The 22,528-nt window shown below is 52.2% G+C and carries 15 protein-coding genes; 11 read left to right on the forward strand and 4 right to left on the reverse strand.

Translation table 11 applies throughout. The features are described 5' to 3' along the window. Nucleotides 1-125 precede the first annotated feature (125 nt). The gene (locus QA596_11630) at nucleotides 126-1,013 is read left to right on the forward strand and encodes a hypothetical protein (protein ID MDG5768113.1); all 888 of its coding nucleotides are present in this window, start codon (nucleotides 126-128) and stop codon (nucleotides 1,011-1,013) included. Nucleotides 1,014-1,060: 47 nt separating this feature from the next. Next, nucleotides 1,061-2,164, forward strand: coding sequence for a KamA family radical SAM protein (locus QA596_11635; GenBank protein MDG5768114.1), 1,104 nt, complete (start codon nucleotides 1,061-1,063; stop codon nucleotides 2,162-2,164). 430 nt (nucleotides 2,165-2,594) lie between these two features. On the opposite strand, the gene wrbA is transcribed toward QA596_11635, so the two are convergent. Beyond that, nucleotides 2,595-3,203, reverse strand: a complete 609-nt coding sequence (wrbA, locus tag QA596_11640) for an NAD(P)H:quinone oxidoreductase (protein ID MDG5768115.1) — start codon at nucleotides 3,201-3,203, stop codon at nucleotides 2,595-2,597. A 133-nt stretch (nucleotides 3,204-3,336) separates the two neighbouring features. Further along, nucleotides 3,337-3,801 (reverse strand): MarR family transcriptional regulator, encoded by a 465-nt coding sequence (locus QA596_11645; GenBank protein ID MDG5768116.1) that lies wholly within the window; start codon nucleotides 3,799-3,801, stop codon nucleotides 3,337-3,339. 269 nt (nucleotides 3,802-4,070) lie between these two features. Here QA596_11645 and QA596_11650 point away from each other — a divergent pair, with 269 nt between their 5' ends. The 5 genes from QA596_11650 (at nucleotide 4,071) to QA596_11670 (ending at nucleotide 15,627) form a co-directional block, all read left to right on the forward strand. Further along, entirely contained in the window at nucleotides 4,071-4,478 is a 408-nt protein-coding gene (locus tag QA596_11650; GenBank protein ID MDG5768117.1) for a hypothetical protein, read from the forward strand. 525 nt (nucleotides 4,479-5,003) lie between these two features. Then, on the forward strand, nucleotides 5,004-6,839 hold the full coding sequence (locus QA596_11655; GenBank protein ID MDG5768118.1) for an endo-1,4-beta-xylanase: 1,836 nt from the start codon (nucleotides 5,004-5,006) through the stop codon (nucleotides 6,837-6,839). 346 nt (nucleotides 6,840-7,185) lie between these two features. After that, nucleotides 7,186-8,535: an ATP-binding protein gene (locus tag QA596_11660; protein ID MDG5768119.1), complete on the forward strand. Its 1,350-nt coding sequence runs from the start codon at nucleotides 7,186-7,188 to the stop codon at nucleotides 8,533-8,535. A gap of 58 nt (nucleotides 8,536-8,593) precedes the next feature. Beyond that, nucleotides 8,594-12,082 (forward strand): two-component regulator propeller domain-containing protein, encoded by a 3,489-nt coding sequence (locus QA596_11665; GenBank protein ID MDG5768120.1) that lies wholly within the window; start codon nucleotides 8,594-8,596, stop codon nucleotides 12,080-12,082. Nucleotides 12,083-12,144: 62 nt separating this feature from the next. Continuing rightward, the gene (locus QA596_11670; protein MDG5768121.1) at nucleotides 12,145-15,627 is read left to right on the forward strand and encodes a two-component regulator propeller domain-containing protein; all 3,483 of its coding nucleotides are present in this window, start codon (nucleotides 12,145-12,147) and stop codon (nucleotides 15,625-15,627) included. Between the two features lie 99 nt (nucleotides 15,628-15,726). On the opposite strand, the gene mutS is transcribed toward QA596_11670, so the two are convergent. Beyond that, nucleotides 15,727-18,435 carry a DNA mismatch repair protein MutS gene (gene mutS / locus QA596_11675; protein ID MDG5768122.1) on the reverse strand — a complete coding sequence of 903 codons (2,709 nt, stop codon included), beginning with the start codon at nucleotides 18,433-18,435 and terminating at the stop codon, nucleotides 15,727-15,729. A gap of 258 nt (nucleotides 18,436-18,693) precedes the next feature. Between mutS and QA596_11680 the strand changes: the two genes are divergently transcribed. Next, nucleotides 18,694-19,305: a DNA-3-methyladenine glycosylase gene (locus QA596_11680; protein ID MDG5768123.1), complete on the forward strand. Its 612-nt coding sequence runs from the start codon at nucleotides 18,694-18,696 to the stop codon at nucleotides 19,303-19,305. A gap of 80 nt (nucleotides 19,306-19,385) precedes the next feature. Here the strand turns inward: QA596_11680 and QA596_11685 are convergent, their stop codons facing one another. Then, a complete protein-coding gene (locus QA596_11685; protein MDG5768124.1) occupies nucleotides 19,386-19,901 on the reverse strand; it encodes a DUF4168 domain-containing protein in 516 nt (171 codons plus the stop codon). Between the two features lie 306 nt (nucleotides 19,902-20,207). On the opposite strand from QA596_11685, the gene QA596_11690 reads away from it, so the two are divergent. The 3 genes from QA596_11690 to QA596_11700 all read left to right on the forward strand — a co-directional run bounded on the left by QA596_11690 (nucleotide 20,208) and on the right by QA596_11700 (nucleotide 22,409). Next, nucleotides 20,208-20,852, forward strand: coding sequence for a hypothetical protein (locus tag QA596_11690; protein ID MDG5768125.1), 645 nt, complete (start codon nucleotides 20,208-20,210; stop codon nucleotides 20,850-20,852). Between the two features lie 268 nt (nucleotides 20,853-21,120). Continuing rightward, on the forward strand, nucleotides 21,121-21,651 hold the full coding sequence (locus QA596_11695) for a hypothetical protein (protein MDG5768126.1): 531 nt from the start codon (nucleotides 21,121-21,123) through the stop codon (nucleotides 21,649-21,651). Between the two features lie 11 nt (nucleotides 21,652-21,662). Next, the gene (locus tag QA596_11700) at nucleotides 21,663-22,409 is read left to right on the forward strand and encodes an SDR family NAD(P)-dependent oxidoreductase (protein ID MDG5768127.1); all 747 of its coding nucleotides are present in this window, start codon (nucleotides 21,663-21,665) and stop codon (nucleotides 22,407-22,409) included. The last annotated feature ends 119 nt before the right edge of the window (nucleotides 22,410-22,528 follow it).

A 22,528-nucleotide genomic window follows, 5' to 3' on the forward strand; every position in this document is an offset into this window, starting at 1 on the left:
CACACCATCGCCTCCATCGTGACATTCTGCGCATAGGACTGGTCTATGACATCGCCTCCGATTATCCAAATATCGGACCGCCCGACCGTTTTGCCGAATTTGAGCCCGATTCTACCATCGAAGCGATGGAGCAGGCGATCCTGGAGAGCGGCCACTCCCCGATTCGCATCGGATCGCCCCGCAACCTCTTGATCAACCCGCCGGATGCAGATCTGATATGGAACATCGGGGAAGGATACGGCACCCGCAACCGCGAGGCCTGGGCTCCCGTACTTTGCGAAATGCACGGCATACCGTGTATCGGAAGCGATGCCTATACGCTGACCGCCACTCTCGACAAGGCCCTGACCAAGCAATGGGCGCGGAACCTTGGAATACCCACCGCCGACTGGCAGATCATCCGCCGGGATACCTATCTGCGGGAATCCATCATCCCGCCACCCGAATTACCTTACCCGCTGTTTTTGAAACCGCGTTACGAAGGCACCGCCAAGGGCATCACCGGAGAGAGCATTATCCGGGATGACGATACCTTCCTCGCCCGCTCACGCTATTTGCTGGAGACCTATGACCAGGACGTGCTTGCCGAACCGTTTTTGCCGGGTGCGGAACTGACCTGTGCCGTGGCGTTCCATCCCCTCCGGCCACTTCCGGTTATGGAACGCGGACTCCATTCCAGCGGTATCGGCTCCCATGCCGTCCCGGAAGAGAATCCGCTGCATACCCTTACAAGCGATGCCCTCACTCCGGAACGGGAGAACGACATCGCCGGCTGGTCGCTCCGCCTCTCCCGCGAACTTCCCATCCGCGACTTCGCGCGATTTGACTTCAAACTGGATGAATCCGGAAGACCGATGTTTCTGGAAGTGAACCCGCTTCCCACCTTTGGCGTCGACAGCACCTTCGCTATCCTGGCGGAAATGGAAGGGGTGCCGTACCCGGTGTATCTGTCGAACATACTGACGGATGCCATACGACGTTTACGGGAAGAGCATTCCCCGAGCAAAATGTAACCCCGACAGAGCCGCACCGCCTGTCAACCCCGAGACACCTTTAGCCCATGTATCACGACGCTTTTCCGCAATCTGCACATTCGGTAACCGGCTGGACGGACTGGAAATGGCAGATGAAAAACCGCATCCGCACCGAAGAGGAGCTGAGGGGCTGGATTACCCCGGAACCGATGGAGGCGGAAGGCATTCGGCGCACAAAGAGCTACTTCCGATGGCGGATTACGCCGTACTACGCTTCCCTGATGGATCCCTCGGATCCGAACTGCCCTATCCGCCGGCAGGTTATTCCGCACGCGGACGAGCTGGACGATGACATGGACCTGCTGGAACTGGATCCGCTCGAGGAACAGGCGCACAGTCCTGTCAAGAACCTGATCCACAACTACCGTGACCGGGTAGCTTTTTGTGTTACCACCGAATGCGCGGTTTATTGCCGGTACTGCCTCCGCAAACGGATGGTCGGTGACGGCACCCAGGCCCTGAACAGGGAGGAACTGCAGGAAGGGATCGACTACCTGGCCGACCATCCGGAAATTCGCGATGTGCTGCTGACCGGCGGGGATCCGCTCTCGCTGAACGACGACAACCTTGAATGGATTATCGCCAGACTCAGAGCCATTCCTCATATCTCCATCATCCGTATCGGCACCAGATACCCTGTGCTCAATCCGTTCCGGGTTACGGACGGCCTCTGCAGGATGCTGTCACGGTATCATCCCGTCTGGCTCAATACCCATTTCAACCATGCCCGGGAGTTAACCGGGGAGGCTGTGGCAGCGCTGGATCGTCTCAGCCATGCAGGTGTACCCCTCGGCAACCAGACCGTGCTGCTGAAAGGAATCAACGACGACGTGGAGACATTGCATGCGCTTTTTCACAAGCTGATCTCGTGCCGTGTCCGGCCATATTATCTCTATCAGGCACAGCTAATCGGCGGAACGCGCCATTTTCGTACCACGATCGAACATGGAATGGCGCTGATGGAACAGCTGAGAGGACGGTTGTCGGGGTTCGCGATACCGATGTATGTTCTGGATACGCCGCACGGCAAGGTCCCACTGACCCCAACCGGTTTCCGAAAACGCGATGGGGATCACGTGGTCGTGGAAGCCTATGACGGCACCATGTGGCGCGAATACAATCCCTCCTGAGTCTGCCGCACAGCCCTTTTGATGCGTACCGGACTGTCGGTGTCGCCATGAATTGCATTGGCGATCAATTGCTGGAGCACATGGCACAATGACGAACGAATCCTGTCCGGATCACCGTTCCTGATTTCTAAATTTTGCACAGCCCGCCTCCTTATTGAATGACGGCAGGCACATTCCACAAAAAAACCGCAGCCCTGTTTTTGCCAAACTGTGGCAAAACGGACTGCGGTTCGAGGTCATACTCCATTATCGGCATATCTAGGTGGTATCTTAACCCTGGCATAATGCCGAAGAACACGGTGGAGCCTAAACGTCAAGAAACCATGTGATACCTTAACGCTGGCAGGATACCGGATGAGCAAGGCTTAACAGCTTACACATTATACGGGTGCGCTGTCGTCGCTCGGCCGCCGATAACGGAAAAAACGAATCACTTCAAAGAAGCGGCCACACGAAGCACCCGCTGAGTAAGCGTTTTGATGATGGATTTTTTGTTCTCGTCGATCGCCTCACCCGCTTTAAGGCTGATGCCATAAGGGTTCCCGCCCGACTGAAAATTGGCCGGATCGGTATAACCAAGCGGAACAATGATGCTTCCCCAGTGGTACATGGTGTTATAAAGTGCCAGAAGGGTTGACTCTTGACCTCCGTGCAGGTTTTGAGCGCTTGTAAAGCCGGCAACCGCCTTGTCTGCCAGTTTCCCCTGAGCCCACAGCGGACCCGTTCCGTCCAGGAACTGTTTCATCTGGGCGGCCACATTACCATACCTGGTTGGAGAGCCGAAAATTATGGCATCGGCCCATTCGAGGTCATGGTTGGAGGCCACCTCAATGTCAGACGTCTCATCAAGATGCTTCTTCCACTGCTCGTTCTGAGCAACGGCCGCCTCTGGTGCCAGTTCGGCGACTTTGCGAAGGCGAACTTCCGCCCCCAAACTTTTTGCCGCCTCAACTACGGCGTTGGCTGTCTGATAATTGGTTCCCGTGGAGCTGTAATAGATAACGGCCAGCTTAACACCGCTTGCGTTTTGTTCACTCATGGTTCAAATCCTCTTTTTTTCGGTTTTTGGGATGATTTATTTGATAATCCTTCAGGATAATCGCCGGCATGCCGGACGGCCATCGGCAATATTGATCTATCATTTATTGACTAGTCAACAAACAGAAAAAAAATTACATTCCCTTCCGGATCAGCGAAAGCAGATCGATAAGGGTAGTTACCTGTTTTTTATCCAGAAGCTGCATGACGGATTGCGTTAGATCCTGCATTGGTGCATCCATATTTGTGAGCAGTGTTTTCCCTTTGGCGGTAATCCTGCAGATCTGGCATCTGCGGTCGCTGGCCGACCGTTCTCTCACAATCAAAGCTTTGGTCTCAAGTCGGTCAAGCAGCCGTGTAATGCCCGGATTCCTTTCCAGCATCCTGTCCATGATCTCGAGAGTCTGGATGCCGTCATCACCGGCTCCGTTCAGAATGCGCAGTACATTGTATTGCTGCGGTGTTATCTCAAACTGACCGGCAAGCGCACTCAACCGTCCCTTCAGGCGGTCGGTGGTCAGCAGCAGGGCAATGATCGCTTCCTGTTCCTGCGATTCAAACTCTCTGGTTTGTTTGATTTCCTCTTTAAATGTATTCATGCCACTTATAATAGATTATTTGCCAATTGCGTTCCATTCCATTTTTGGGAAACGGCGACCCGGTCCATTGTTTTAGCCCTGTGTCCCAAAGCTTAAGCACGTTCACGGGCAACAATGCGAAAATCCCGGAACATTCCTGCCAAATTCAGTTTAATAGACCGGATTTATGCCGATAACATTCAGGAAAGACAGATGCGGTGAAAGCTAAGAACACAAACCGCTCAAGAAAGCCCCGTCCATTAGTATTCAACGTTTTACAGTCACTGATCATGAAGCATAAAACCCGAGACGAATTGGAGCGTCCGTTAGGCGGCCGCAGCCTGGCAGAGCTCATTGCCAAACGGGCTGAACTGTACTTAATTCAAACACCGCAAAGCTACGAAGTTGAGTTTGCGCTCATCGATCACACAACGGGAGATGTGGCGGTGTGGCTTGAGGTTATCTGCAGGCCGGAGATTCCGCAAAAAAAATTCCCGGTAGACATAGAACTGTGGATGGCCGGAATCCGGCTCGCTGAAGAGACCGGCAAACCTTTCCTTTTGGGTTATCGCTGGGAAAACCGGGATTATCTGTTGCAGGTTCAAAGCGGCTCAATTCCACTGGTGCTCATCGATACCAGAAATCCGGAGGGGAGCGCGTTCGTCCGCATTCCTGAAGAAAAGTTTCATCTGCTCTAGTCTAAATCCTCTCCGTCATGTCCATCGGATAAGATAGGTGGGCGGCGTAGCACGTCCTGTTTCCGGGTCGGCATGCGAATTTAAAAATACGTTAAAAGATGTAATGGAACCGTTTTTCCGCTTGTCATTGCCCCATATTCTTTCTATAATAATAAGTGTACAAGCTACACTTATTGCGTGTGGTGCCCGGAATCCAGAATTGAAACGTGTTTATTTCAGCCTTTTTCGGCATTAAGGATAACTCGTCTGCTACACATTCCAACCTGTCCGCAACTACCCGGACTGAAATGTAATGTAGAGTACTCCTCACGACACCTCATCCTTTTCAGTATGCCGGAAAGTGGTACTGTACCGGATGAAGATGTCATGAAATCTGCGCCTATAACTGAACCGGGTCATCGAGTGTCATATTACGTTTAATCACCACACCAACCTGATATTAATTACTGATAACAAGCAATCACACAAAAAAGCACTATGAAACGCACATTTACAAACGAATACAAAGCAGTTGCACCTGTTTCTTTGATAATTTTGCTGCTGATTATGATCACCGGCCTGGTTTCTGATGCCGTCGCCGGGGAAGAGAATATTGTGAACGTCAACGGTACTTTTGAAAACTCCGATGTCACTGTATCGGGGGATACTACCAGTGTTGAAGGCTGGGAGTTTTTTGTCCAGGACGGTGCTGAAGGCCGATATGCAATCATTGACAGCGTCACAAAAGTTGGCAATCGTGCCTTGGCCGTTTCGGTAGAAGCCGTTGGTCCTGATGACTGGAGTCTGGGTGCCGTGAACGAAGATGTTCTGGTTGAACCAGGAGAAAACTACACCCTCGCCTTGTGGGCAAGAGCTTCCGAAGACGGGGCAACAGCTAACTTCACCGTCGGCCAAACACAATACAGAAATTTCAATGAACTCGGACGGGTGGGAAGCGGTGATGTATCCCTGACAACAGAGTGGCAGGAGTTTGGCTTCAATTTTGTCACTCCAGCCAATGCCGACACCGTTCGGGTCCCATTGCATTTCAGCTTTGATGCAAACATTGGAAATACCATATACATCGACAGTGTGACGGTAACCCACATCCCTTCGCAGGATGATGATGACCCCGTTGATATGACACCCATTGCCGATGGACAGGACAAGTGGATTGGCAACATCTGGTCACCACCCCAAATTGAGAATTTCACCAGCTACTGGAACCAGGTTACCGCCGAGAACGCCGGTAAATGGGGAAGTGTGGAAGGTACACGAGGGACCTACAACTGGAGCAACCTGGATGCCAGCTATCAACTCGCCAGGGATAACGGATTCCCGTACCGGTTTCACGTACTTACCTGGGGCGGACAGCAGCCCGGCTGGATCAATGACCTGAGCACGGAAGAGCAGCTTGAAGCCATCACCCAGTGGTACGACACCCTGGCCGTGCGCTACCCGGACATGGAGTATGTGGAGGTGGTGAACGAAGGTTCCAACAACCACCAGCTGCCTGACGGTCAAAGCGGCGATGCCAACTATATTGAAGCTCTTGGCGGAACCGGTGAAACCGGCCACGACTGGATCATCACCGCCTTTGAAATGGCCCGTGAGCGATTCCCCAACAGCAAGCTCATGATCAATGACTACAATATCGTGAGCAGCGAGACCTGGGGCACCCGAAATGCCCGGAATTACAAGCAGATCATCGACGATCTTGTAGAACGGGACCTGATTGATGTGATTGGTGTTCAGGCCCATGCCTTCTCTACCCCGGGGTCACAAGCTCAAATAAGACGTGTACTCGATCTGTTGGCGGAAACCGGTTTGCCCATTCAGGCCACCGAAATGGACATCCAGGGGAACTCGGACTTGTCGCAGGAGGCTTCGGATCAGCTTCAGCTTGAAAACATGCAACGCATTTTCCCGGTGTTCTGGGAGCATCCTGCCGTGGAGGGCATCACCTTCTGGGGCTGGAGGCCAGGATTATGGATGGATGATGCCGAGCTGATTTATCCCAACGGCGAGGAGCGCCCGGCACTTACATGGCTCAGGGAGTACGTGGAGAACTGGGTTGAGCCAGAGCCCACCGATGTGAGCGGTGATGCGACTCCGGTGAGATTCGAACTCTCTCAAAATTATCCCAACCCGTTCAACCCGACCACGCAGATCAGGTATGAGGTTGCCGAGCAGGCGGATGTCTCGCTGCAGGTCTACGATATCACCGGCCGTCTCGTGCAGACACTGGTAAACAACACGGCGCAGGCACCGGGGCAGTATTCGGTAACCTTCGACGGCAGCAACCTGGCCAGCGGCGTGTACCTGTACCGCCTGCAGGCTGGATCATTCAGCGATGTCCGAAGAATGATGCTGGTGAAATAGTGCCGCTCGACCTCATGTAAACATAACCTGTTGCATGCCTGCACGTTTTCATTCAACAGGTCGCTTTCAGATAGAAGCCCGGATCATTTCAAATGGTTCGGGCTTTTCTTTTTTGACTTTTATCGTCTACTCCTTATTACGCTCCGTCGCCGCCGGCAATGGTCAATTCACTCGAAAACTATGTTAAGTTTTTTTAACAGTGTTTTTTTTATTATCTTCGCTTCATATTGCAAAAAAGCTTTTGTCAGTTAGAATTATTCCGTCAAATGCCTAATAATACGGCGGCTTTCTTTAAATTTTTTTAAATATTTCCGCTCCACTCCACAACAGAACAGGCACTCTGATAATGCCTCCAAAAAGAAAAATCCTCATTGTGGATGACAATGAATCCATCCACACGGATATTGAAACAGTATTGCTGCATTCGGTAAAAAATGCACATGCTGAATTGCAGGTGCTGGAAAACAGACTATTTGGAAGTGATAGTGAGCCGCTGGTACCCGACAATCTGCAGTATCAGATTGAGCATGCTTTTCAGGGTGATGAGGCTTTGGAAAAGATCGAGGAAGCACAGAAAAGCGGTTCCCCATTTGCGCTGGTGTACATGGATGTGCGCATGCCCCCCGGAATGGATGGCATCGAGACCACAAAAAAGCTGTGGAAAGTGGCTCCGCATACCGAAATAGTCATTTGCACAGCCTATTCCGATTATTCCTGGGATCAGATCATCGGGAAGCTGGGCACCTCCGACAAGCTGCTTTTCATGAAAAAGCCGTTTGATCCCACAGCGCTCAAGCAGACTGCCCTTACGCTTACTACCAAATGGCAATTGCAGCAGGAAGCTCTTCGCTATACAGGTCAGCTGGAAGACGAAGTTGAAAAACGTACCAGTGAACTCAACAACATTGTAAAGCAATACAAATCGGTCAAGGAAAAAGCGGAACGGGCAACTTTGGCAAAAAGCGAGTTTCTTGCCAACATGACCCATGAAATTCGCACACCCATGAATGGAATCATGGGAATGATCGAGCTGCTGCTTGAATCCGATATGGACGACGAGCAGAGACAATATGCAGAAATGGCACAACGCAGCGCCAACTCTCTGGTTCGTATTATCAACGACATTCTGGATTTTTCCAAAATCGAAGCGGGCAAGCTGGAAATCAAATCCATTCCCCTCAACCTCTCGGATGTTATTGGCGAGTCGGTGGACATCCTCTCCAAAATACAGCAAAACAAACCTGTTGAGGTTCACACGAAAATCGATGAATCCATCCCGGGTGAACTGTATGGAGACCCGGTCCGACTCCGTCAGATAATCCTGAATTACGGCAGCAATGCTCTCAAGTTTACACCGAAAGGCCACGTCAGTGTTGAAGCCCATTTGCTTGAGAACGGCGCCGATACCTGCACAATTCAATTACTGGTACGCGACACCGGTATCGGTATTTCCGACGAGAAAAAGAACCTCCTGTTTAAAAAATTCTCCCAGCTCGGCATCAGTGACACCGAGTCCCAAAGCGGAACAGGCCTCGGCCTGTCCATATCCAAACAACTCACCGAGCTGATGGGAGGCCGCGTCGGCTTTGAAAGCAGTCCCGGAAAAGGATCAGCGTTCTGGTCGGAGATCCCCCTTTCCAAAAACAAACCCCCTCTGGAGCAGCAACAGGGGGATGAACAGGCACGACACACCTAAAAACATCGCCTTCTGCCGGAAATTTGAAACCAGGCTACTGTTTTCCGGTATCCGAACCATGAGAAAGGCTTTACGATATAACGGTTTAGGCCTTCTGGCCTCTTTAGCTTTTTCGCTGTTTGCCATCACACTTCCGGTAATAGCCCAGGAACCATTGTTCAAGGAGAACCTGCGGTTTTATCACATTACAGCGCAAGACGGGCTTTCTCAAAGCACAATAGAAGCAATCTGGCAGGATCACCAGGGCTACATGTGGTTTGGGAGTCAGGACGGCTTGAATAAATATAACGGACATGATATAACCGTTTACAAGAATAATCCGGATTATCCAGGCTCGATTAGCTATAACGAAATTACCGATATCTTTGAGGACAGCGATGACAATCTCTGGATCTCCACCTCCGGCAGAGGGTTTAACAGATACAATCGCAATACGGAAAGCTTTACCCGATATGTCGTGGTTGATACGGCTTTGCAATATGGCCCCTCCGAAAACACTGCAAACAGCCTTGTTAAAGATCGTGACGGTTACATTTGGATTGCCACAGAACAGGGATTAAACCGATTCAGTCCTGAAACCGAGTTATTTGACCACTATTTCGCAGATCCGGAAGACCCCACTGCCATAAGTGACAACCGTGTTACGAAGCTGTTAGTCGACTCTCGTGACAATTTGTGGATTGGTACCAGAAACGGACTTGCACTGAAGGAACCTGACAGCGACAGCTTTCGCCAAATCTATCATGACCCGGATGACCCGGGAAGTCTTGGCGCAAATCATATATGGGATATTTTCGAAGGCCGTGACGGGATGATCTGGATCGGTACCAGGGGTGGCGGATTGAACAAGTACAATCCGGAAAACGGTACCTTCACGTCATACAAGGTAGACGAAAACGACCCGCACAGCATAAGGGACAACTCCGTACGCTCCCTGTTCGAAGACAGCCGGGGCGTGTTGTGGGTTGGCGGCGAGACCAACGGGCTTCACGCCTTCGACCGGGACAACAACCGGTTTTATCATTATGAGCACGACCCCAGGAACCCCACCAGCCTCAGTTTTGATGCCGTTTACAGTCTGTACGAAAGCAGTAATCAGATTCTGTGGGTAGGTACCTATTCCGGCGGCATCAACTATATTGATCTTAAACCTCAAAGATTTGAGTTTTATGAACTCAATCCGTTCCAGGAACATACCCTTAGCAACAACAATATCCTTTCTTTCTGGGAAGAACCCGACGGCACCTTCTGGGTCGGAACGGATGGCGGGGGCCTGAACCGCTTTAACCGTCAAACCGGTGAGTTCTTCGCTCTCAGACATGATCCGGACGACCCCAATTCAATTCCGAATGATGCCGTCCTTGATATCACATCATGCCCCGACGGTTATCTCTGGATCGGCACATATATGGGAGGGTTAACCCGAATCGATCGGAGAAACGGGGAATTCAAGCATTTTCAAAGTGACCCGGACGATATTCACAGCCTGAACATAAACGACGTTTACCGTCTTCACTTCACCGATGAGGAGCTCTGGATCGGCACTCATGGCGGAGGATTGAATATCATGGATTTGGAAACCGGAAAGTTCCGGCACTACGTACGTGACGAAAACGACCCGAATAGTCTGGAAAACAACTACATACAGGCTATTTACGAAGATCGGAACGGAACCATGTGGATCGGTACACACGGAGGCGGATTGGCGATGTACCATCCCGAAAACGAAAATTTCACCATTCACACCGAGTTCAATAACAGGCTCAGCAGTATTGTCGTAACAGCCATATACGAAGACCGGCAGGGGCGCTTCTGGGTGGGGACAAACAACGGACTAAACCTGTTCGACCGTGAAACCGAGACGTATCAGGTCTACACGATGGATGACGGTTTGGCCAATAATTTCATCAACGGCATTTTACCGGACGATGATGGCAACCTTTGGCTAAGTACCAATAACGGCATCAGCAAATTTTATCCCGACAGCGGGGAATTTGAAAATTACCGTTCGGAAAGCGGCTTGCAAGGAAACGAGTTCAACGTCCGCTCCCACTTCAGGGATCGTGACGGCTACAATTATTTCGGTGGGGTAAACGGCTTCAACCGGTTCCATCCGGACAATGTCGCTCCGGATACTTACGTAGCCCCGGTAGTCTTTACCAATTTCATGATTTTCAATCAGCCGGTACCCATTGGCGGAGACTCTCCGCTGCAGAAGCATATCAGTCAGACCGACCACATTACTCTATCACACGATCAGTCGGTTCTCACCTTCGAATTTGTCACCCTGAATTTCGAGATTCAAAAAAATGACCGCTTTGCCTATATACTGGAGGGGTTCGACCAGGACTGGAACCTGATCTGGGACAAGCGATCGGCAACCTATACCAATCTCAGGCCCGGTGACTACAAACTGCATGTGATTGCTTCAAACAGCGACGGTATTCTCGGTACCCAGGGTGCTTCTCTTGGAATCACCATTATCCCGCCGTTCTGGCAGACCCTCTGGTTTTATCTTCTGGCGGGACTCTCCATTACGGGCCTCATTTATGGCATCTATCGCAGAAGAGTCTACAGCATCTCGGAGCAAAACCGATTACTGGAAGAGCAGGTGAAAAACCGGACCCTGGAACTTGACGAACGCAATAAAACACTTAACCAAACCCTGGAGGAACTCCAGTCAACCCGCGACGAACTCATTGAAAAAGCGCACAAAGCCGGCATGGCCGACGTCGCTACCAGTGTACTCCACGATGTCGGTAACATTCTGAACAGCGTGAACGTCTCTACGGCCGTTATCAGCGAAACCATTAAGCAGTCTCACCTGCTGAAGCTTCGAAAGGCCAACGCCCTGCTCAAAGAAAACATCGACTCCCTGGACGAGTTTGTCCTGAAAAACCCCAAGGGACGGGATCTCTTGCACTATTACATCGCCCTGGATGACCACCTGGCTTCGGAATATCAGAAACTGGAGGAGCAAAACCAGCGACTGACCGATAAAATCAATCTGATTATTGATGTGGTCTCCGCCCAGCAAAACTATTCCATGGCCGTCCGTCTGGAGGAAGAGTGCAAAATTGAAGAGGTGCTTGAAGATGCCCTCAAAATCATTTCCCACAACTTTCTCCATCACGGAATTATCGTTCACAGGGATTATAAAAAAACAAATCCGGTACTGATTCAGAAAACGAAAATGATCCACATCCTCGTTAATGTCCTGAAGAATGCGATGGAATCAATCGCAATGCAGGATCCGGGAAAAAAAGAGATCACCATTTCCCTCAGGCAGAAGACCGATTCTGTCACTCTTGGAATTCGGGATACCGGCACGGGATTTGACCGCTCCACCGGAGCAAAAATCTTCACCCACGGTTTTAGCAGCAAACCCGGCGGACACGGCTACGGCCTGCACGGGTGTGCCAACTACATTAAGGAGATGGACGGATCCATTGCTGCCAACAGCGACGGTCCGGGCAAGGGAGCCATCTTTACACTGAAAATTCCCTGTAAAAAGCAGAAAATACGCACCTCCGGCGCTGACGAATAATTCCTGCAAAGGATTATTCCGCCTAACTTTACCATACCGACAGTATACCTTTTCAGATTTCGATGCTTCCAGAAACTTTGTGCAGTGCACTGATTCGCAAAGGTTCCGGGTTCGGATTCGCACTGCTGTACGCGTGCCTCCTGCTGCCCGGCACATCCCCCGGCCAAACGATGCCGGAGGATATCTCCTTTCACTTTCTGACCGATCGAGACGGTCTCTCTCAGCGTACTGTCCGCTCGATCGTTCAGGACTACGAGGGGTACATGTGGTTCGGAACTTTTGACGGGTTGAACCGCTACGACGGCTACAATATTACGATTTACCGGCATCACCCCGACGATCCGACCAGCATAAGCTACAACGAGATCTCTGACGTATTCGAAGACAGCCGTAATAACCTCTGGATTGCCACCGGCGGAAGCGGCCTCAACCGGTATGATCGCGACAGCGACCATTTCATCCACTATGATTTCGACTACCTCCCGGAGGCTCACCAGCGGTGGATGGTGGAAACGGCTATTTACGCGCTGGAAGAGGGCCCTGACGGCAACCTTTGGATCGGGACCGAGAACGGCATTGCATTGCTCGACCTGGAAACCGAACACCTGGACTATTTCCAACCGGCTCCGGGAGATGATGGCGGACTGAGCAACCGCTATGTGACCGCCCTTCTGACCGACCGGATGGGTAACGTCTGGGTAGGCACCCGCCGCGGACTCAACGTGTTGCCTGCAGGTCAAAGCAGATTTACCACATACCTTTCCGATAGTAATGACCCCCACAGCCTGAGCAGCAACCATATTCAGACCATCTATGAGGATTATGACGGTACCATCTGGGTCGGAACTCAGACCGGCGGCCTGAACAGATTCGACCATGAGACTGAAAACTTTACCTCATATCAGCGTGACCAGCACGATCCCTTCAGCCTGAACGACAACTCCATATTCCGCATTTTGAGGGACAGCCGCGGCGATTTGTGGATTGGAACCGAAAACGAAGGCCTGAGCCTCTTCGATCCGAACCGCGAACGATTCTATCACGTTCGGCAAAGTGACGACAATCCCTTCAGTCTGAATACCAACAGTATCTACACCATCTATGAGAGCAGGGACGAAAAGTTGTGGGTCGGAACCTACAACGGCGGAGTAAATATCACCGACCTGAAAGAGCCACCCTTCCGACACTATCGCCACGAGCCCCATCGCCACAACTCATTGAGCATAAACTCGGTAACATCTTTCCTGGAAGACCGGGACGGCAATATCTGGATTGGAACCGATGGTGGCGGTATCAATCAATTCCATCCCGAGGAAAACTCTTTCACAAGGTACCGGCACGACCCGAACCGGGAACAATCGATTCCCGGCAACGTTATACTGGCACTGGCCGAAGACCACCACGGCAATATCTGGATGGCAACCTACCGAAACGGACTGAGCCGGTACAATCCCCGGATACAAACCTTCCGCCACTACCGGCATGACCCCGACCAGCCGAACGGCCTTGCTCACAACGACATCTTCACATTGCATTTTGATATCACCGACCCTGACCTGCTGTGGATCGGGACCAACGGCGCCGGTGTGAACATTCTCGACACCCGAACCGATACATTCACCCATTACGCGTATCACCCCGACAGGCCACACGGATTGAACCAGAACGACATCCGCCATTTTCACCAGGACAGTGACACCACCATGCGGATTGGCAACTACGGCGGTTTTCTGGTGGAGTTCGACCGCACAAATGACCGGTTTGAACTGCATCCGCTGACCGACCGGAACTACTACAGCAACGTGGTTCAAATGATCTTCGAGGACTCCTCCGGAAGGCTCTGGCTGGCAACCTGGGGCGGTGGACTCAAACTTATTGACCGGGATACCCATCACGTTACCTCCTTTACCGAACGCGATGGGCTGCCTAACAACAACCTGCACGCCATAATGGAGGATAATAGCGGATTCTTGTGGATCTCAAGTAACAACGGACTAACCCGCTTTTGTCCGGAGACCTATGAACTCGATAATTTCGGAATAGAAGACGGTCTGCAGAGCAACGAATTCAATCCCAGAGCGGCCATGCGAGACCGTGATGGCTATCTGTACTTCGGCGGAGTAAATGGATTCAACCGGTTCCATCCGGACAGCCTGTCGGTTGCCGGTCATACTGCCCCCATCAAGCTCTCCGGCTTCCGGCTGTTCAACGAACCGGTACCCATCGGCGGTGAAGACTCTCCGCTAACAAGACATATCAGTCGCACTCCACACCTCACACTCTCCCACAGCCAGTCGGTTATCACGTTCGAGTTTGTCACCCTGAACTATGATGCCAGGAAAAATGACCGTTATGCCTACAAACTGGAAGGGTTCGATGATAACTGGAACTTTGTCGGCCATCAGCGAACAGCCACTTATACAAACCTGGCACCGGGAGAGTATCGCTTTCGGGTAAAGCATGCCGACAGTGATCATGATCTCAGCGAACAGGAGGCGTCTATTGGTCTGACCGTGACCCCTCCTTTCTGGCGCACATACTGGTTTTATGCCTCTTCGTTCCTTTTTTTGATTGGCCTGGTGGGCGGGGTATACCGCTATCGTGTCTACAATATTTCACAGCGAAACCGGGAGCTTGAGGAAGAGGTGGCCAAACAGACCAGCGACCTGAAAGAAACCCTCGTTGAACTTCAAAGCACCCGCGACCAATTGACCGAAAAGGCACATCAGGCCGGAATGGCCGACATGGCCACCAACGTATTACATGACATCGGCAACATCCTGAACAGCGTAAACACTTCGGCTTCCCTGATCGACAGCACCCTGAAAGCCTCCTCCCTCAGCCGCCTTAAAAAAGCCAACAAACTGCTGCGCAATAATATGGACAACATAGAAGCTTTCATGCGCGACGGCAGTAAAGGCAGGGAGCTGCTCGATTATTACCTGAAGCTTGAGCAGCCGCTTGCCAACGAGCAGGAGGAACTTCAAAACCAGATACATCGCCTATCGGAAAAAGTCGACCTCATCATTGATGTCGTTTCCGCTCAGCAGAACTACTCGTCGACTATTCGGCTAAAGGAACGCTGCTCTCCGGAACAACTGATTCAAAACACCCTGACGCTTCAACAATCCGGGTTTGAACGCCACGATATCACGGTTGTTACGGATTTCGGCCGTGTGGAAGATTTCTTGGTTGAAAAAAGCAAGCTGATTCATGTGCTGCTCAACCTGCTCAAAAATGCCCGGGATTCCATTAAAGACCACGCCCCCGCAGACCGGCTGATCACTATCCGGACAAGGCAGGATGATCAGCATATCTTCATCTCGATCGCGGACAGCGGCGGCGGCTTTGAACCTGCCCTGAAAAACAAACTGTTCGCTCACGGATTTTCGACCAAGAACTATGGCCGTGGTTTCGGCCTCCACAGCTGCGCCAACTACGTCAAGGAAATGGAGGGTTCTATTGAGGCCCGCAGCGATGGGCCGGGTAAAGGCGCGGAATTCACCCTTCGGCTTCCCAGAAATACAGCCTCCATAAAGGCATAGGCAGGAGATTATTCACCAGATTTGCCTGTACCCCCCGAACAAAAGGACGCTTTCGCACCGCAATCGGCATGGAAACACCCGTCTGATCAGACCTCCCCTTTAGTGGTCGCGTGACTCGAGCGTCCGCTTGAGTTCTGCCAGAAGCATCAGCGCTTCCACCGGAGTCATGCGGTTGGGGTCCGCGCCTTCCAGCTTGTTTTTGACGGTTTCAAGATTGGGATCCAGTTCGGCCTGAAACAGTGACATCTGGGGGATTTGCGGCTGCTTCCCGATCTTGCGTACGGCCTGTTGCGCCGCCTTTTTCTTCCCGGCCGCCCCCTTTTCCATGGTCCCGGAGGAGCGGGTAACATCCAGGCTATGCGATTCCAGATTGCCCAGTATCTCCCGCGCCCGATGGATGAGGAGCTCGGGGAGTCCCGCCATTGCCGCAACCTGAATGCCGTAGCTGTGATCCGCCCCGCCCCGCACCAGTTTGCGAAGAAAAATAATTTTCCCCTTGTGTTCTTTCACCTGAACGTTGTAGTTCACGATTCGTTCGTACAACTCCTCGAGCTCGTTCAGCTCATGATAATGGGTCGCGAAAAGGGTTCGAGCCGCCACCGACGGCTGGTTGTGCAAATATTCGGCCAGTGACCAGGCAATGCTCAATCCGTCGAAAGTACTGGTACCGCGACCGATTTCATCCAGCAGAATCAGGGATCTCGGACTGGCATTGTTCAGGATGTTGGCAGCCTCGTTCATCTCCACCAGAAACGTACTCTCCCCGGCGGCAAGATTGTCGGACGCCCCCACCCTGGTAAAGATCTTGTCCACCAAACCAATTTCCGCCTCTTTTGCCGGCACGAACGAACCCACCTGCGCCAGAAGCACGATCAAACCGGTCTGCCTGAGAATAATGCTCTTTCCGGCCATATTCGGACCGGTAATCATCAGAATTTGCTGTTTTTCGGTGTCAAGGGTGATGTCGTTCGGGATGAAGGGTTCGCCCCGGGGAAGCGAGCGCTCCACCACCGGATGGCGTCCGCCCCTGATCGTTATGGCCGATCCGCCGTTCACCTTCGGTTTTACGTAATTGTAGCGGTAGGCGACCTCGGCCAGGCTCTGCAGACAGTCGATCCGGGCCAGGGCATCGGCATTCTGCTGAACAGGACCCGCATGCCCGGCGACATACTCCAACAGCTCCTGAAACAGCTCCTGTTCGAGAGTCTGGCTGCGCTCCTCCGAAGAAAGGATTTTCTCCTCAACCTCCTTGAGTTCCGGGGTGATGTACCGTTCGGCATTAACCAGAGTCTGCTTCCGGATAAATTCTTCCGGCACCTTCTCCTTGTGGGCGTTGGTGACTTCAATATAATACCCGAACACCTTGTTGTACCCCAGTTTCAGCGAGGGGATGCCGGTGCTCTCCACCAGCTCTTTCTGAATTCGGGCAACATACTCTTTGCCGTTGCGGGCGATATCGCGGATTTCATCCAGTTCCGGTGAATAGCCCTCGCGGATGAAGCCACCATCCCGGAGTCCGGCCGGTGGATCATCCACCAGGGCGGCATCAATCCGGTCCTGAAGCTCTCCCAGATGCTCCAGCTGATCGCGGATTTGCACAAGCAGCGGTTCCTCCAGTTCTCCGAGCGCTTCCTTTATCTCCGGGATCCGCGAAAGCGAGTCCTGCAGTTGCTTCAATTCCCGCGCATTGGCGCGTTTCACACAAATTCGGGAAACGAGCCGTTCCAGGTCGCCTATTTCCCTGAGGATCTCATGGAGACGACGCCGCAGATCGTGGCGGATATGGAGCACTTCGACGGCCTGTATCCGGTTGCGGATCTCCTCCAGCTGTTTGAGCGGCCTCATGAGCCATTTTCGCAGCATCCTGCTTCCCATGGGCGTACCGGTCTCATCCAGAATGGAGATGAGGGTTCCCTCCTTGCCACCCTGCTGGAGGCTGGTCATAAGCTCGAGGTTCCGTTTGGTGGAAGGATCCAGCATCATGTAGCCGGAGTTCTCGAATGCATACATGGAACGGAGGTGACCCAGTGACGCCTTCTGGTTTTCACGTACATAATGGAGCAGCGCTCCGGCCGCCACATGCGCGGCCTCCAGCTCTTCGACACCGAAGCCTTTCAGCGAGTGAGTCCGGAAGTGTTCCAGCAGCACATCATACCCGTACTTCCCTTCGTAGATCCACTCCTCCATCCAGGTGGTAGTATATCCGCCAAGCGACTCGGGCATCGATGCTTTCGCCCTCTTCGACAGCAGAATTTCAGAAGGGGAGATCGACGCCAGCACTTCGGCAAGTTCGTCGGCCGAGACTTCGGTAACGGCAAACTCTCCGGTTGAAATATCGGCGAAAGCAACTCCGTATCGCTCTCCGGCGGCGTGCAGGGAAGCGATGTAGTTGTTCCGGTTTCGCTCGAGCACCTTGTCGGAAAGAGTGACCCCAGGGGTAACGATCTCTGAAATTTCACGATTGACCAGCTTGCGGCCGGCCGCCTTTGCCTGGGCCGGATCCTCGGCCTGATCGCATACCGCCACCCGATGCCCCTTCTTGACCAGCCTGGGCAGGTAGCTGTCCAGGGCATGATAGGGAAAGCCGGCAAGCGGTGTCTGATCGCCGGCATTGTTCCGGCGTGTTAGCGTTATGCCGAGCTCCCGGCTGATAGTGACCGCATCCTCGGAAAATGTCTCGTAGAAATCCCCCACCCGAAACAGCAGCAATGTCCCGGGATACTGCTCCTTAATCTCATGATATTGTCTCATGAGAGGAGTTTTCTCCCTGCGTTTGTCACTGCTCTTTTTTATATCAGATCCGGCCACAAATCCACGCTGTTTTGATCTTTTCCAACTGCTGAGTAAGTTTTACCGATGGACGGGTAATCGCCCGGCCTGCCGGCAGGAACCGGAAGTGGCATCCGTCTGGCGGGGTGAATCCACATTTATCGGAACCTTCAAAATAGAGTAACTGCCTGACAAGATAAATCAGCATCGGATAAATTCAGAATGAAAAGACGGCGCCCGGTACGGGAAGACCCGCCAAGCGCTGCGATTGCAGCGCACATCATAAACAGCAGTCCTATGTTTACCAGAGTTACACCCGATTTCTTCCAGGGCGATGACGTCACCGCAGTTGCCCGTCAGCTTCTGGGTTACCGTCTGTGGACCGCCACAGGAACGGCGACAACGGCAGGCGTCATTGTCGAGACCGAAGCGTACGACGGCCTTACCGATCGGGCATCGCATGCATTTGGCGGAAAAAAAACTCCCCGAACCCGCATCTTTTATTCACAGGGTGGTATTGCCTACACCTATCTTTGCTACGGGATCCATACGCTGTTCAATATCATTACGGGTCCGGCCGGGATCCCTCATGCCGTGCTTATTCGTGCGGTAGCTCCCTGCGAGGGTATCGAAACCATTCTGGCGCGCCGCGGACACGACCGGCTGAAGCGTAATACGGCAGGTGGCCCGGGGCTGGTCAGTCAGGCGCTTGGCATCACCAGGGAGCACAACGGAATTCCGGTTACCGGTGAAAACATCTGGCTTACCCACCCTGTTGACGGGGAAAAGCCTGGTCAGGACGAGATACTGGCCACCCCCAGGGTCGGCATCGGTTATGCCGGAGAGGATGCCCGTTTGCCATGGCGCTTTCGGGTGGCTTCATCTCCATGGACCAGCCCCGCGAAATAAAAAAAGCCCGGACGCATGCAGGCGCACGGGCTGAAAGTTATCTGAAAAATCTTTTCAGGTTACTGCCTTTCCGGACCAGTTTAGAACCCGCCGGGCTGGCCGCCCTGTTGCATCTGGGCTTCCTGAATCATTTGCTGCATTTTTTGCTGCAGTTCCGGGTTGGTCTGAACGGCTGCAAAAATCTCCTGGTAGCGGTCCAGGCTAAGCCCTTCATCTTCGATCGCAGCGATAAGTTCGACTTCCATCTGCTGTTCAATCTCACCGATCAGCTCCGAGGCCTTTTCAAATTTTTCGACGTTATCGGAGCTTATTTCCAGCTCTTCGGGATCCTCTCCCCGCTGCATTCCCTGAAGAATTTCGTTATACGTCTGCACATCAAGGCCTTCCTCTTCAACAATGGCGATCATCTCCATCTGCGCTTCGGTCTGGATCTGCTGAGCCAAAATGGATGCATCAACAAATGTCTGCAAATCCTCGTCAGAAACATCGGGTGCTTGCTGCGGTTGTGGTGCCTGATCAAATTGTGCCTGAGCCGGTATCGCAAAAAAGACAAAAAGCAAGGCCGCCATCGACCGGGCCATCCAAGTAAAAGTCATATACTCCTCGGTATTTTTATTTGTAATGATTAAAACTATACAACTCACTCAACATAAAATTATTTTCCAAAAATGGCTAATTTTCATTCCTTAACGGGGAATCCAGAAGTTTTCGAACGTTGTACTGCACGAAATACGGATAATCATTCTCTCAACATACCAGGATTTTTTGTAAGATAGATCATGGGCTGCTGTAGCAAAAAAACTTACCTTTCCCTTTTACTACAGACGTGCTAACGCTATTACCCCTAACGCATTACAATTATCTCGAAAATGAGCAAGCCAAAGAAGAAAACTAAGCGACCGATGATCTACCGGATCGTTTTGATCCTGTTACTTTTCGCCGCAGGCTGGCTGGGCTATCAACTGATATCAGAGCGCAGTGCACCTCTCAGACATGCAGACGGTCTGGAACCTGAAGCCGCATTCATGCATGACGGTGAGCCGGTTATCCATATCATAACCAGGCTGTATCGGGAAGAACATCTTGATATAGAGGCCATCAACCGGAAATTGCCCGCGCCATTTCGTCTGCTGATACTGGACGAGGATATCACCGCCAACACATCCGGAAATTATGTTGTAGTATCCACAAACAACAGTGTACCCGAACTGGATCCTGAACTCGCAGAGCTCGGGTTTACGCACACGTTTCAATATCTTGCCGTTTATGAGGAACGACGCCGGGCGCTGCACCCGGTGCTGGTTATCAGTCCGGATGAAATCCGGGATGAACTCGGTGCGCGGCTCATTGATCAGGTGCCTGCGGATTACGGCTATGCCCTGGTGATGGAGGAATACGTTCACGATGCACTCTACGATTATCCGGTGCAACTGATTGAAATCGTGATGCTGGATGAACAGGGACACGGGGCCAGCGACGACATTGTCATATACTGGGACCCCACGGAGTCCGCTTTCAAGGCCACCAACACTTTCGGCTACCCGTGATCATGAAACGGGAGACGCCCACTCCGGGCCGGGCGTTTCCGGGTACAATGACTCCACAGTTTCATAACAAAGAATGTGTATTGGCAGCACGGGGCGATTCCCTCATGGCGGATATTCTTTTTTTTCTGGTATCATTAATGATTATTTTTTGTTGTTTGATGTCCATGTACAAAGTCTGCCGACCGGGAATCAGGACCGTTTTCCAGAACATCCTCCGCCGGCAACACCGGAAACAAATACCGGCCGTTCACCACAAACAGAACCCCTTATGAACAAGTATCGAGTCGTTGCGCTTTCCATCCTGATCGTCGCGGCTATTGCCTTGCGTTTTTTCCCTCATCCCCCCAACTTCACCCCTGTAGCGGCGCTTGCACTGTTTTCCGGTGTTTTCTTCCGTGACCGTTTCTGGGCTTTTGCGGCTCCGATATGTGTGATGCTCATCACCGATCTGTTCCTCGGATGGCACAATACCATACTGTTTGTCTACGGCTCTTTCGCAATCATGGTCTGGTTCGGGCGTGCCATCCGCTCCCGCGTATCCATCGGCTATGTGGCCGGAGGTGGCATGGCGGGTGCTGTAACCTTTTTCATCATAACCAATTTCGGGGTATGGTTCACCGGCTCCATGTATCCCAAAACCTGGGAAGGTCTTGCCGCAGCTTATATTGCCGCCATACCGTTCTTCCACTACATGATTTTCAGCACTCTGTTTTACAGTGCCGTCTTCTTCGGAGTGTTTCTTCTTGCAGAGCGATACCTTCCATCCATACGCGAAACCAACCTTCCCCATCAGGCCTGAGCAACGCAGCATTGAAATCTGAAACACCTTCCTCAAAAAAAGCCATCATTATTGGAGCCAGTTCCGGTATCGGAGCTCAAATTGCCATTGACCTTTCCGCCCGTGGATACACACTGGGCCTCACCGCGCGCCGCCTGGCGCTGATGGAGCAGGAGCTGAAACCAAAGCTGGCAACTCCGTCGCACTTCGAATATATGGATGTCGTTGATATTGAGGCCTCCATTCAGGTTATCCGCAAGCTGGTTCGGAAGATGGGCGGCATTGACCTGATCATCATCAACGCCGGAGTTTCCGGCAGTTCCTCCAGAATGGAGCGCCAGGCTGCTGAAGAGCTCATCCGGATAAATGTGCTTGGTTTTGCCGGGATGCTGCATGAGGCGTACCGGATTTTTCAAAAGCAGGGGCACGGCCACATTGTCGGCATCTCTTCCATTGCCTCCCTGCTGCCCCACCCGAACGGCTCGGCGTACAATGCCTCCAAAGCCTTCGTCTCCAATTACCTGGACAGCATACGGCTGCGCATAAAGAGGCGAAATGAAAACATCGTGGTCACCGATGTACTGCCGGGATATGTGCTTACCCCCATGACCCGCGAGAACAAGCGGATGTTCTGGGTGGCGGGGGTGGAAAAGGCCTCCGCCCAGATCGTGGATGACATTGAGAAAAAACGGTCAGTCAGCTACGTCTCCCGCCGGTGGCGTCTGATCGCCTGGCTGCTGTCGCTGATGCCAAGAGGCCTTTTGAACCGGATTTTGTAGGCGCCACGTCCATTTTTCTGTTTACTATCCCGCCTCTTTTCTTATTTTTAAGCTGTTCATTCACTGCGTAGCCGACGCAGATTCCAGATGGCCTGCACAGACACACGATACCCTGAAAT

This window comes from Balneolales bacterium ANBcel1 (genome assembly GCA_029688905.1).
Lineage (GTDB): Bacteria > Bacteroidota > Rhodothermia > Balneolales > Natronogracilivirgulaceae > SLLW01.